Below are 12,314 nucleotides of genomic sequence, written 5' to 3'. Positions count from 1 at the left end.
TTCTGATTTGATCCAGATCAGGTTGGGTCTGTTACTGGCCGCTAGACTCTCAAGTATCAGACCAAAACACTCAGGTATAATCATGAACACCTTTCACCTTGCTGAACGCCTTCCACTGCTGCGGCTGGCCTTTCGGCCGTTTTTCCTGCTGGGCGCCCTCTACAGCATCCTCGCCATGCTGGCCTGGCTGGCGTTCTGGCACGGAAACCTGTGGATCACGCCCTACGGCGGCATGCTGTGGTGGCATCAGCATGAGATGCTGTTCGGCTTTGGTAGTGCCGTCATTGGCGGCTTTCTGTTGACAGCAGTGCAGAACTGGACGGGGCGCCCGAGCCTGTCCGGCTGGCCTCTCTTCGGGCTGGTAGTGGTCTGGCTAGGTGGGCGAGTCTTGCTGGCCTACCCCGGGCCTCTTCCTCTGCTTGCCATTGCGCTGATTGACCTGGCCTTTCTGCCTCTGGTGGCTATTGTTATGGCCAAACTGGTTATTGTTGCCAGGCTATGGCGCAACTTGCTATTTGTGGCCATTTTACTGCTGCTGACAGCTGCCAACGCAGCAATGCACCTTGGTGTTATCAATGGGAATGGTGTGCTGATTCGAGATGCCAGTCATCTGACGGTCTTGTTAATCACGCTGTTGATGGTTGTGATGGGGGGGCGAGTGATTCCATTCTTTACTTCCCGCAAGCTCGGCCTGACCGCCCCGCCAAAAGTGATTACTGTTGAAAGGTTCAGCCTGATCAGCATGACTCTGGTAGTCGCGCTACAGTTATTTTTGACTTTGAGCGAATGGCGTGCCGACATCCTAATGGCGGTATTGATGTTGGTGGCGGGCGTCGCCAACGGCTGGCGGCTGACACACTGGCAGGGTATCCACAGCTTGCAGGAGCCGCTGTTATGGGGATTACATCTCAGCTATGGGTTTATCGCCATCGGGCTTGTGCTCTGGGCATGGCAGCTGGTGGCGGGGCAGCGCGTGGAAACCGCCCTGCATGCCCTGGCGATTGGCAGTATGGGCACCATGATGCTCGCCATGATGGCCAGAGTCTCTCTTGGCCATACCGGGCGAGTGATTCGCACCTTGCCGGGCATCGGGCTGGCTCTGGCGGGGCTTTTGCTGGCGGCGGCGCTGCGTTCACTCTGGCTGGTGATGTTTCCTCACACCAGCCATTGGGTGTATGGCCTGGTGATTATCATCTGGTGCGCCAGCTATCTGGTATTTGTCATTCACTACAGCTTACCCCTGCTAACCGCGCGACCGGATGGCAAGCAAGGATAATCACTTCAACTTCAAACAGGATGACGCCATGGCAGACCATTATCTGCTGATCAAACACGGGCATATGACCGCTGCTTATCTGAGCCTGGCGTTCTTTATTCTGCGTGCTGTCTGGTCGGTGCGCGAAATGCCTATCCTTAAGGCTCCCTGGGTGAGAGTCATCCCGCATATCATTGATACCGCCCTGTTGACCCTGGGTGTGCTGCTGGCGGTCACTCTCAACTTCTGGCCTCTGCCCGGTTGGCTGAGCGCCAAAATAGTGGTGCTGGTGATCTATATCCTACTCGGCACCGTGGCGATCAAACGCGGCCGTACCCCGATGATACGAGCGGGCTTTGCCATCGCGGCAGTGGGGGTATTTGTTTATATCCTGGGGGCGGCCATACAGCGCTCGCCGCTTTCCTGGCTGGGATAATCAGCAACGTACGGAAGGGAGATAGCTATGAACATGAAACAACTGGCCTGGTGTTCTTTAGCCTATGGGTGGGCGGTCTCAATGACCAAGTGCAACACCTAACCTATCAGGTAAGCTGTTGCACTTGGTCATTGAGACCGCCAACCTTTTCAGGTTAAAACCAGAAGGAACAAACCTCGCAATTGGATAAACCTCTACTTCTTGGCGCTAAAGTATCGTAGAGTGAGACTTTTATGGCTTCTGGTACTACATGCAACTGACTCGCTTTACTGACTATTCCATCCGCGTACTGATTTTTCTCGCCGCGAAGAACGGCGAGCGTGCCACGATTAACGAGGTATCAGAAACATTCTCCATCTCACGTAACCACGTGATGAAAATTGTTCAGTCACTCAGCCAGAAAGGTTATATCGTTGCTACACGCGGTAAAAACGGAGGATTGACTCTGGCATGTCCGCCTAGCAACATCTCGGTGGGTTGCCTGGTTCGGGATACCGAGGAAATGTCTCTGGTCGAATGTTTTCGGAAAGACAACGCCTGTGTGATTACCCCAGCCTGTCGTTTAAAACCTATCCTTCATGAAGCGCTGGATGCCTTTCTATCAGTGCTCGACCGCTACACCCTGGCAGATCTGATGGAAAATCGCACATCACGGTTGGCTCTGTTGTTAAACATTCCGACAACTGCACCCTAGAACCGCTCGGCCTCAGGTTCAACAAATAACCAGAGCAGCAGCCACACAATAGTCACGGGAAGTAGCAGGCTCCAGGCAGCAATCCGCCAGCTATAGGCCATGGTAACGATGGGCACCAGCCACCAGGAGAAGCTTCCCCCTGCCAGTATGGCGCCGTGAATACCAATGACAACGCCCGACCAGCACTGTGGCGCCCAGGCGCGAATATGGGCAACACCTGCACTGATAATGCCTCCGGTCAGCCCGAGCCCAGCACCTATCAACAGAAACTCCCAGTGCTGCTGCGCTATTCCCAACCACGCAAGCATGCCACCTTGCAGCAATAGCAGGCTCAACATTACACGATAGGCATTTAAATGCAGACTCAGCCAATATATCGGTAACACCACTAACCCGCCCGAGACCAGCGGCAACAGAACCAAAAGCCAAAACACACCCGTCGAGACAGCGTCTCTTGTTGCTTCTAGCGCTAACATTCCAAAAAGCACCCAGCCAGCAATCACTGCGGCGCAGCCAAGTGGCACCAACACCAGACTCACCAGCGCATGATAACGCTTATTGTCTGCGCCACAGCATTCAGGACGTAACGGCATTGCCGGCATGGCCGCCTCATTGGGTTGAAATATCATTACCTATTGTCTGAAGCCTGTTGATGCGGGTCAAAAGGGGAAAGGAGGTAAGTAAACCTGGATTGATTACCCACAAAATTCTACCTACAAAGAAGTATAAGTTATACTACATTGAGATAGAATATTGTTTTGATCATTGTTGATCATTGGGTGAGCCAGAACAGCTTTACGTATATGGAGGATGCCAGATGCAACATGAGGCATTTTTAGGAACGCTATGAAAATCCTGAGAAATTCATTGGTTGCCCGTATTGTAGCCTTCTTAATGGTAATCAGCAGCATTGCGATGGCCAGCATCGGTTTGACTATGGTGATAGCCCAAAGTAGTCAGGGGGATGCCAAGGCGATCAACATTGCTGGCTCACTTCGATGGAACGCCTCACAGATCAAGGAAGCTCTAGGCTATGCCCCTGATACCTCGCCTCAGGCTATTAGGCAGCAGGTAGGTTCACTGAGTGAGTTACTTTCCACACGTCTGGAAAGCCTCAACACCTCACACAAAGAAGGCTATATCCACAACGACAAGGTCATAGGGGACCTCGACCAACTCAAGAATGACTGGCATGAAATATACCGCCCGGCTCTTCAAGATTCTCTCGAAAATGATTTTTCAGGAACGGATTCCATAAACCGGCAGCTGGATGGCTTTATTGACGATATTGACCATTTTGTATCGCTGCTGGAGGGGAGCACCGAGGCCAAGCTACGTCTTTTGAGCACCATGCAGGTATTATTTCTGGCCCTGATTGGGCTGTTACTCCTGGTTGCTTTTTTTGACATCCGCCATAACCTGGTCACTCCTCTGCGTCAGTTGATGGTGCTTAGCCGTGAGGCAGGGCGACGCAACTTTCACTACCGTACGCATTTTCGCAGCCACGATGAACTCGGACAGCTTGGACGCACTTTTGATCAAATGGCCTCAGAACTAAGTGTCAGCTATCAGGCACTTGAGACGCGAGTATCTCATAAGAAGGCAGAACTTGAGCGCCAGAATCGTGCTCTACAGGTCATTCATGATGGCAGCCGCATGCTTTACGGCGGAGGAAATGACCTTTGCGCCAGCGCCACTCCCATGCTGCGAGAACTTGAAAAAGTTCTAGATATCGGTCCAGTAAGACTCTCGCTATACAATGAGCATGATGCCAGCAATATGGAAATCCTTTCCACTCACTCAATGTACAGGCCTCGCTACTGTCGTAATCTAGAATGCTTTGCCTGCCTGGAAAACGCTCATGAGCCGCATGAGGCCAACTATGAAGCCACGGACTGCCTGGCCACTGACACTACCGGGCAAGATAACCACCACCGACTGGTGCTGCCGCTCAACGTGGGCCAGGGCATTCTGGGCTATCTGAGCGTTAATTATACCTCACCTCCTGACGCCTCTACTCGGCAATTGCTCAACACCCTGGCCGACCACCTGGCAACCGCCATCTATTTGCAGCAACGTATCGAAGAGCAACAGCAGCTTTCTTTAATCAAGGAACGCACTATTATTGCCCGGGAGCTGCATGATTCCCTGGCACAATCACTGTCCTATCTGAAAATGCAGGTTGCCAGGCTGGAAAAAATGCAGGAGAAAGGCATGCCTGCTGAACAGCAAAATGGGGTCATGAAGGATCTGCGAGAAGGCTTGAACACCGCTTACCGACAGCTACGTGAGCTGCTCAGCACCTTTCGCTTGTCTCTCGACAAGCCTGGACTGCAGCCCGCTCTGCAACAAACAGTCGACGAATTCAGTGCGCGGCTGGACTTTCCCGTCGCACTGACGTATCAAGTGCCACCACATTTGTTGAGTGCCAACGAAGAGGTGCACCTGGTTCAGATTGCTCGCGAAGCACTTGCTAACGTAGTCAAACATGCCAACGCCCACTGGGCCAGAGTCAGCCTTACCTTTCGGCAAGCCACCCTTTATCTCGATGTTGAAGATGATGGCATCGGGCTTGATGATGACCAATCGCCGCCCATGCACTACGGCCTGGTCATCATGCGTGACCGGGCCCGTAACATTAACGCAGACCTGACATTCAAAAACCGTCCTGAAGGCGGTACCGGGGTACACCTGACCTTTACCCCACAAACTGACCGACTGATTCACGAAGGGAGCTCATAAGTATGGCCACTGCGACCCACGATGATCGACCCGCTACCATCATGGTAATTGATGATCATCCGTTACTGCGCCGGGGCGTTCGCCAACTGCTGGAAATAGAGGATGATCTTGATCTGGTGTTTGATACCGGTTCCCCCGCAGAAGGCATTGAGCGGGCTATCGCTTTTGAGCCTGACATGTTGCTGCTGGATCTCAATATGCCGGAGATGGACGGACTAACCACTCTGAAAAACCTGCGTGATGCCGGTTATACAGGGCGAATCATCATGTACACAGTGTCCGATCAGGAAAATGACGTGGTGGATGCGCTGCGCGGTGGCGCCGATGGCTACCTACTGAAAGATATGGAGCCTGAGGACATGGTGCATCAGCTGCGCCAGGCCGCCAAAGGACGCATGGCAATCAGCGAAACTCTCACAACCCTGCTGGCTGAAGCCTTACGCAGCCATCGTTCGGCCCCCGCAACCCCTTCCGCAGGAGAGCTCACTCAACGGGAAAAGGAAATCCTGCGCGAGCTTGCCGCAGGCATGTCCAACAAGCTGATTGCCCGTAAACTGGATATCACCGAAGGAACCGTCAAGGTTCACGTCAAACACCTGCTCAAGAAGTTGCACTTGCGATCCCGGGTAGAAGCCGCCGTCTGGGCTGTCCAGGAAGGTTTTAACTAAGTCAAACCCCGATTCTGTGTAGATACCCCCAAAGACTTGGGGGTCTTTAATTACCTGCAACAACGCCCACCAAAAATATATAAAAATCATTAAAATCATATATTTAATTACAACCCCCTATACCCCTCAAGTGGTAGATAAGGCTTTCTGGTACCTTTTTTCCCCCATTTCGCCAACATTCAGCAAGGCGTATCTTTCTTGATATTCCAGCACGACGCTGTGTTTTGGTCCAAGGGGGAAGTACACCATGAGTAAAAAAAATGCCGATATAGAACGTTGGGAAATTGAAGATCCCACGTTCTGGGAACAGGAAGGCAAACGCATTGCCAATCGCAATCTGTGGATTTCCATTCCCAGTTTATTGATGGGGTTCGCCGTCTGGTTGATGTGGGGGATGATCACTACCCAGATGCAGAATCTCGGCTTTCCGTTTAGCGTAGATCAGTTGTTCACTCTGACGGCCATTGCCGGCCTTTCCGGGGCAACCCTGCGGATTCCTGCCTCTTTCATGATCAGGATCGCAGGCGGGCGCAACACCATTTTTCTGACTACGGCACTGTTGATGATCCCGGCCCTAGGCACCGGTATTGCATTGATGAACCCGTCTACGCCCTTCTGGATGTTCCAGGCGCTGGCGCTGCTTTCCGGCATTGGTGGCGGCAACTTCGCCAATTCAATGAGCAATATCTCCAGCTTTTTCCCCAAGAAACAGCAGGGCTATGCTCTGGGCATGAACGCCGGGCTTGGCAATTTCGGCGTCACCACCATGCAGATCCTGATTCCACTGGTAATGACAGTGGGCATCTTTGGTGCCCTCGGCGGCGACCCTATGGAGCTGCAAAAAGCCAGCGGCACCCTGATTGGCCGGATTGAAGCAGGCACTGATACCTGGATTCAGAACGCAGGCTTTATCTGGTTGGTCTTTCTGATTCCGCTAGCTTTTGCTGGCTGGTTTGGTATGAACAATATTCGTGCCATCACGCCCAACCCGGGGTCTCCTCTGAAGGCCTTTGGCAAGATCCTCGGGCTTTATGCTGTCGGCTTACTGGCTGCCATTATCGGTGTCGTTGCCCTTGGCTGGCTCAATATGTGGGTCGCCCTGCCGATGACCATTATCCTGACATTGCTGATGTTGCGCATGATTCCAGGTGATATCAAGCCCAACATCCAGAAGCAGTTCGCCATCTTCTCCAACAAGCACACCTGGGCAATGACAGTGCTCTACATCGCCACCTTTGGCTCCTTTATCGGTTTTTCAGCGGCCCTGCCGCTCTCCATCAGCGTGATTTTCGGCAACATGATGGAGGTTGCCGCCGACGGCACCATCACCCGTGTGTCCAACCCGGAAGCGCCCAGCGCCCTGACCTGGGCTTGGATGGGGCCATTTGTCGGTGCCCTTATTCGCCCGCTGGGCGGCTGGATCTCCGACAAATTGGGCGGTGCCATCGTGACCCAGGCAATTTCAGTGGTCATGGTTGTGGCCTCCACCGCCGTGGGCTATGTGATGATGCTGGCCTACAACGCCACAGACCCGAACCAGTATTTCTGGATGTTCCTGTTGCTGTTCATCGTCCTGTTTGCCGCCAGCGGTATCGGTAACGGTTCCACCTTCCGGAGCATCGGTTTCATTTTTGACCTCCAGCAGAAAGGCCCTGTGCTTGGTTGGACATCTGCCGTCGCTGCTTATGGTGCCTTCATTGCGCCCAGGGTTATGGGTGAGCAGATCAAGGCGGGTACTCCAGAGATGGCCATGTATGGCTTTGCGGTCTTCTATGCCCTTTGCCTGATCGTCAACTGGTGGTTCTATCTGCGCAAAAACGCCTACGTCAAGAACCCTTGATACGCTGCCGCCCTGCCACTTCAGGGCGGCCCCTGATCGGTGGAGATTCACCATGAAAATCATGCTTGCCTACGATGGCTCTCGCAACGCCAAGCTGACACTGGCCAAGGTCATCACCCTGTTTCAATCAATGTCGCCCACGCTGGTACTTGTCGGCGTGGCCGAGAATCCTCGTGATTCGACCGATGCCAATGAAGATCTGTTCAAAGAGGAATACGCCACCCTGAAAGCCAGCCTGCAGGAAGGTATGGAAGTGGCTCAGAAGGAAGGTCTTGAAGTTGAGCGGGTTATCGCTGAAGGCGATGCTCGCAAGATGCTGCTGGATGCCAGCAAGCGCATCGCTCCCGACATGCTGGTCATCGCTCGCCACAGCCACACCCCGGACGGCGGACTGATTGCCCAGTCACTGAGCTACTTCGTTGATGAACTGGATTATATGACCTTCGGCAGCGTCAGCTCCTTTCTGACACGTCGCGCTGAATGCCCGCTGCTGATTATGTCCAGCTAAGTCCTGTAAGCACCCTTTTTTCTAAGTAAAAAGGAACATATTCCATGAAAGTCGCCAAATTATTTCAGGTGCGCTCGCCCGAGATACGCGCACTGCACCTTACCTGGATCGCCTTTTTCATCACGTTTTATGTCTGGTTCAACATGGCGCCCCTGGCCACCAGCATGCTGCGTGAAATGGACTGGCTAACCCAGGATCATATTCGTCTCTTTGCTATCTGTAACGTCGCCCTGACCATTCCCGCTCGTATCATTGTGGGCATGGCGCTTGACCGCTTCGGCCCACGGCGGGTGTTTTCAATTCTGATGGTCGTCATGTCCATTCCCGCCCTGGCCTTTGCCTTTGGCGATACCATGACCCAGTTGCTGGTTTCACGACTGATCCTCAGCTCCATCGGTGCGGGCTTCGTGGTGGGCATTCATATGACAGCACTGTGGTTCAAGCCGCGTGATATCGGCTTTGCAGAAGGTTTCTACGCAGGCTGGGGTAACTTTGGTTCTGCCGCTGCTGCTATGACACTGCCGACCATTGCCATCACCATGTACGGCGGTGATGACGGATGGCGTTGGGCCATCGCCCAGAGCGCTGTGGTCATGGCCGCCTACGGTGTCTATTACTGGTTCGGGATTACCGATGGCCCCAGCGCCCATTCCCACCGTAAAACACGCAAGGCCATGGCCATGGAAGTCAGCACCTGGGGCGATATGGTCAAGCTGATCCTGTGGACCATTCCTCTGGTCGGCTGTCTGGCTATTCTGGTCTGGCGCATTCAGGATCTGGGCTTTATGTCCACAGGTGCCGCTATCATCGCTTATCTGGTGATCTTCGCGATCATCGTTTATCAGGTCACCCAGATCGTCCGCGTCAATGTACCCATCCTGAAAAAAGGCGTGCCGGAAGACGACAAGTATTCCTTCAACAGCGTCGCTGCTCTGAACAGCACCTACTTTGCCAACTTTGGCGCTGAACTGGCGGTAATTTCCATGCTGCCCATGTTTTTCGAGCAGACCTGGGGGCTGTCCGCTGCCGCCGCGGGCATCATTGCGTCCTCGTTTGCCTTTGTGAACCTGGTGGCTCGCCCCATGGGGGGTGCCGTTTCTGACCGTATGGGCAACCGTCGCTTTGTCATGCTCAGCTATATGTTCGGGATCTTCATCGGCTTTACCCTGATGGCGACCATGAACGAAAGCTGGCCGCTGATCGTCGCCATTGCGGTGACCATCTTTACCTCTTTCTTTGTTCAAGGTTCAGAAGGTGCCACGTTCGGGATTATTCCTTCCATCAAGCGGCGCATTACCGGGCAGATTTCGGGGATGGCGGGTGCTTACGGCAACGTTGGTGCGGTGGTCTATCTGACTATTTTCACCTTTGTCACCCCCACCCAGTTCTTCTACATCCTGGCCGCAGGCGCCTTCCTGAGCTGGCTGATCTGCTTTATCTGGCTGAAAGAACCGGAAGGGGCCTTTGCCGAGGAATACCATGTCTCTTCGGTTGACCGCATGATTGCCGAAGCTGACGGCCAGACTAACTGACCTTCATGTGAGTTGGAAACGCTGATGCATTCCAAGCGCCACTCGGAAACCTTTAACAGTGGCGCTTGGTCCATCCTATGCGTATGTCAGCATTTACCAGACTGTAAGAAAACCTACGTGGCCCATGCAGACAGGGAATCGCTCAGCATGGGCAGCGCGTGACGAACTACTGTTTTATCTTGGTCGCCTGTCAGACGCCTGAGTTTTAGAGGTTTTTTTATTAAAGCACCGAGTGCAGTGTTGCTTGAAGACGAAGACGGAGATGCCGGCCTGATCTGCTATAACCTCAAATTCAGTGGATACGAACACCACTTCACCTGGATAAAAAGTCTAACGATGTTGAAAGACCATCTTGAAACACTCAATACAACCACTGATGTTATTGTGCTTTGCCTTCCAGATTCTCAAGCCCTGAGATCGTTGCTAACTACAGTATGAGGAGGCAGCATTAACGTGTAGCTGACCAATGAGGTCTTTTACTTCAGTTGCAACATTTGTCACCGTCTCCTCATCATAAAAACCGCCCGTGTCGCTTACACAGGCCTTTTTCGTAGAGTTTTACATGCTCGGTATAACGCCCGCTTTGGCGAGACAGTGGCTCGCACAATGCATCTGACATCCATCAATCGCTATGATCGGCCGCCCTGAGCGGGCAGTTCGCACCAGACCAGGCATAAATCAGTGCGCGTGGTTTATTTTGTAAAGGCATACCTTCTTTTAGAAAAGCACAGATGTCAGCGACCAAGACGGGACAAGTAATTCAAACAGAGAACTGATCGATGGGATAGTAAAGGAAGGTTTCCCCTTCTACTACATCTGTTTCAGCGTCAATCATCAGATAGCCGTGTGCCTGACTTGCCGCACTGAGCATATGCGAGCCCTGACCGCCTGATAACTGCGCCACAGGTATTCCCATTGACCAATCCAGCAGCACACGTAACAGCTCGCGCCGGCCCTTGGGGCCACGCTGAGAAAAACCCGCTTTTACCGGGTAACATTGCAACGAAGCTAAATGTCTGCCTTGCATAGCATGTATAAACGACTGTGCCAGCAGTTGCCATCCCATCAGAGAGGCCACAGGGTTACCGGGCAGCGCTATTAACGGTATGAAAGAAGAGGACTCCGTGCCCAGATAACCGAATGCAAAAGGCTTTCCTGGCTTCATGGCTACACCATGAAAAAATAATCCACCGCGCTGATCAATCACTGGGCGAACATGATCCTCCTCTCCTACCGAAACCCCACCGGTGCACATCACCACATCGGCAACGCTTTGTGCCTGCTCAAAGGCCTGATGTAATGATTGCGGCGAATCAGCGATGCCCCCCATATCCAGTACATCGCACTGAGATTGCGATAGCAGTACGTTTAGCATGGCGCGATTACTGTCGTATACCTGACCCGGTGATCGCGCCGTGCCAGGGGCAATTAGCTCATCCCCGGTTGAGAGTAGCGCCACACGAAGCCGTCGCTTGACAGTAACCTTGTTGATGCCATGACTTGCCAGCAGCGCAACAGACGCAGCATTTAGATATTCACCCGCAGCTAGTAACGGCGTACCCGAACGGATCTCCTCGCCTTGACGACGAATATTAGCGCCCATCACCAAATTACCCTTAAGGTGGATATGTCCGCGCTGATCAAGGACTACTCGCTCTTGAGGTACTACAATATCCGCCCCGATGGGTACCGGCGCGCCGGTAAGAATACGCGCGCAACCTTTCTCCGGTAGCAGCATAACGCCTGCGCCAGCCGGTACGCGTTGAAGAATGGGTAAGCCATCGCCGGGAAATGTCGTTTGGTAATCAGCCAAGCACAAGGCATAACCATCCATAGCACTATTGTCTACTCCTGGCATATCAAGAGGTGCGATCAGTGTTTCTGCCAGCACTCGCCCCGCCGATTGTTCCAGGGTGACTTTTTCTACTTCATTAATAGGCCTGGCAACGTCAATAAGCCGTTGGCGAGCATCAAATAGATCTAAAAGGCCGGGCATGACTATCTCTGCGCAGTCACACTTCATAAATCCTCCACACTAACGGAAGAGGTCGCTGTGCGACGTCCACCGCACGGGGTCGTTGAAGGCAGTACCATGGCGGCAAAGTTGCAAGGCCGAGTGCGAGAGTCCAGCTGCAAAGCTATAATTTTGTCCCACGCCAGTGCACACGCTTTGGGGGAGCCGGGCATCGCAAACATTATCGTTCGATTGGCCACCCCGGCTACGGCTCGAGACTGGATCGTCGCTGTGCCAATTGTCTTCAGGGAGTAATGACGGAACAGCTCGCCATACCCCTCAATCGCTGTGTCGAAAAGCGGCACTAGCGCCTCTGGAGTCGTATCCCGAGTGGTAAAGCCCGTCCCACCATTAATCAAAATCGCGTGGATATCCGTCCGCGCAATCCATGATGAGACCACTGCACGCACCTGATAAATATCATCGGAAACGATGCGTCTCTCGACCAGGATATGGCCGCTTTCGCTCAGGTGTTCAACCAGTAGATCACCGCTGCCATCCTCGTCAAAACCACGTGTATCAGAAACCGTTAGCACCGCAATGCCAAGCGGAGTAAAAAGAGCATCTACAGGAACGTGGGACATCAAATCTCTCCTATCAGCTTTCTTATTGCATCAAACTGCCA

At 53.1% G+C, this 12,314-nt stretch carries 12 protein-coding genes; 8 read left to right on the top strand and 4 right to left on the bottom strand.

Annotated features, from left to right (window positions below; all coding sequences use genetic code 11):
* The first annotated feature begins 82 nt into the window (after positions 1-82).
* From LL947_RS02995 to LL947_RS02985, 3 genes are all read left to right on the top strand, one after another.
* Positions 83-1,276 carry an NnrS family protein gene (locus tag LL947_RS02995; protein ID WP_499833906.1) on the top strand — a complete coding sequence of 398 codons (1,194 nt, stop codon included), beginning with the start codon at positions 83-85 and terminating at the stop codon, positions 1,274-1,276.
* A gap of 28 nt (positions 1,277-1,304) precedes the next feature.
* The gene (locus LL947_RS02990) at positions 1,305-1,691 is read left to right on the top strand and encodes a SirB2 family protein (protein WP_499833905.1); all 387 of its coding nucleotides are present in this window, start codon (positions 1,305-1,307) and stop codon (positions 1,689-1,691) included.
* Between the two features lie 250 nt (positions 1,692-1,941).
* Complete coding sequence (locus tag LL947_RS02985; protein WP_499833904.1) at positions 1,942-2,385, top strand: Rrf2 family transcriptional regulator; 444 nt, start codon at positions 1,942-1,944, stop codon at positions 2,383-2,385.
* On the opposite strand, the gene LL947_RS02980 is transcribed toward LL947_RS02985, so the two are convergent.
* Positions 2,382-2,987 carry an MFS transporter gene (locus LL947_RS02980; RefSeq protein WP_499833903.1) on the bottom strand — a complete coding sequence of 202 codons (606 nt, stop codon included), beginning with the start codon at positions 2,985-2,987 and terminating at the stop codon, positions 2,382-2,384. The two genes, LL947_RS02985 and LL947_RS02980, sit on opposite strands and share 4 nt — an antisense overlap.
* Positions 2,988-3,300: 313 nt before the next feature.
* Here LL947_RS02980 and LL947_RS02975 point away from each other — a divergent pair, with 313 nt between their 5' ends.
* From LL947_RS02975 to LL947_RS02955, 5 genes are all read left to right on the top strand, one after another.
* Complete coding sequence (locus tag LL947_RS02975; protein ID WP_499833902.1) at positions 3,301-5,127, top strand: histidine kinase; 1,827 nt, start codon at positions 3,301-3,303, stop codon at positions 5,125-5,127.
* 2 nt (positions 5,128-5,129) lie between these two features.
* Entirely contained in the window at positions 5,130-5,795 is a 666-nt protein-coding gene (narL, locus tag LL947_RS02970) for a two-component system response regulator NarL (protein WP_499833901.1), read from the top strand.
* Positions 5,796-6,042: 247 nt separating this feature from the next.
* A complete protein-coding gene (locus LL947_RS02965; protein WP_499833900.1) occupies positions 6,043-7,635 on the top strand; it encodes an MFS transporter in 1,593 nt (530 codons plus the stop codon).
* Between the two features lie 52 nt (positions 7,636-7,687).
* Entirely contained in the window at positions 7,688-8,143 is a 456-nt protein-coding gene (locus tag LL947_RS02960) for a universal stress protein (protein WP_499833899.1), read from the top strand.
* A 44-nt stretch (positions 8,144-8,187) separates the two neighbouring features.
* Positions 8,188-9,675: an MFS transporter gene (locus tag LL947_RS02955; RefSeq protein WP_499833898.1), complete on the top strand. Its 1,488-nt coding sequence runs from the start codon at positions 8,188-8,190 to the stop codon at positions 9,673-9,675.
* A 558-nt stretch (positions 9,676-10,233) separates the two neighbouring features.
* Here the strand turns inward: LL947_RS02955 and LL947_RS02950 are convergent.
* The 3 genes from LL947_RS02950 to moaB all read right to left on the bottom strand — a co-directional run bounded on the left by LL947_RS02950 (position 10,234) and on the right by moaB (position 12,273).
* Entirely contained in the window at positions 10,234-10,350 is a 117-nt protein-coding gene (locus LL947_RS02950) for a putative zinc-binding protein (RefSeq protein WP_499833897.1), read from the bottom strand.
* 85 nt (positions 10,351-10,435) lie between these two features.
* Entirely contained in the window at positions 10,436-11,671 is a 1,236-nt protein-coding gene (locus LL947_RS02945) for a molybdopterin molybdotransferase MoeA (protein ID WP_499833896.1), read from the bottom strand.
* 23 nt (positions 11,672-11,694) lie between these two features.
* Positions 11,695-12,273 (bottom strand): molybdenum cofactor biosynthesis protein B, encoded by a 579-nt coding sequence (gene moaB, locus LL947_RS02940; protein WP_499833895.1) that lies wholly within the window; start codon positions 12,271-12,273, stop codon positions 11,695-11,697.
* Positions 12,274-12,314 lie beyond the last annotated feature (41 nt).

Source organism: Halomonas sp. BLK-85 (assembly GCF_044792155.1).
In the GTDB taxonomy this organism is placed as follows: domain Bacteria; phylum Pseudomonadota; class Gammaproteobacteria; order Pseudomonadales; family Halomonadaceae; genus Vreelandella.
This window is presented reverse-complemented; position numbering and strand designations above follow the sequence as displayed.

Coding starts and splice junctions, on each gene's coding strand:
- LL947_RS02995 (WP_499833906.1), top strand. CDS start 83: ATGAACACCTTTCACCTTGCTGAACGCCTTCCACTGCTGCGGCTGGCC.
- LL947_RS02990 (WP_499833905.1), top strand. CDS start 1,305: ATGGCAGACCATTATCTGCTGATCAAACACGGGCATATGACCGCTGCT.
- LL947_RS02985 (WP_499833904.1), top strand. CDS start 1,942: ATGCAACTGACTCGCTTTACTGACTATTCCATCCGCGTACTGATTTTT.
- LL947_RS02980 (WP_499833903.1), bottom strand. CDS start 2,987: ATGCCGGCAATGCCGTTACGTCCTGAATGCTGTGGCGCAGACAATAAG.
- LL947_RS02975 (WP_499833902.1), top strand. CDS start 3,301: ATGGCCAGCATCGGTTTGACTATGGTGATAGCCCAAAGTAGTCAGGGG.
- narL (WP_499833901.1), top strand. CDS start 5,130: ATGGCCACTGCGACCCACGATGATCGACCCGCTACCATCATGGTAATT.
- LL947_RS02965 (WP_499833900.1), top strand. CDS start 6,043: ATGAGTAAAAAAAATGCCGATATAGAACGTTGGGAAATTGAAGATCCC.
- LL947_RS02960 (WP_499833899.1), top strand. CDS start 7,688: ATGAAAATCATGCTTGCCTACGATGGCTCTCGCAACGCCAAGCTGACA.
- LL947_RS02955 (WP_499833898.1), top strand. CDS start 8,188: ATGAAAGTCGCCAAATTATTTCAGGTGCGCTCGCCCGAGATACGCGCA.
- LL947_RS02950 (WP_499833897.1), bottom strand. CDS start 10,350: ATGCCTGGTCTGGTGCGAACTGCCCGCTCAGGGCGGCCGATCATAGCG.
- LL947_RS02945 (WP_499833896.1), bottom strand. CDS start 11,671: ATGCCCGGCCTTTTAGATCTATTTGATGCTCGCCAACGGCTTATTGAC.
- moaB (WP_499833895.1), bottom strand. CDS start 12,273: ATGTCCCACGTTCCTGTAGATGCTCTTTTTACTCCGCTTGGCATTGCG.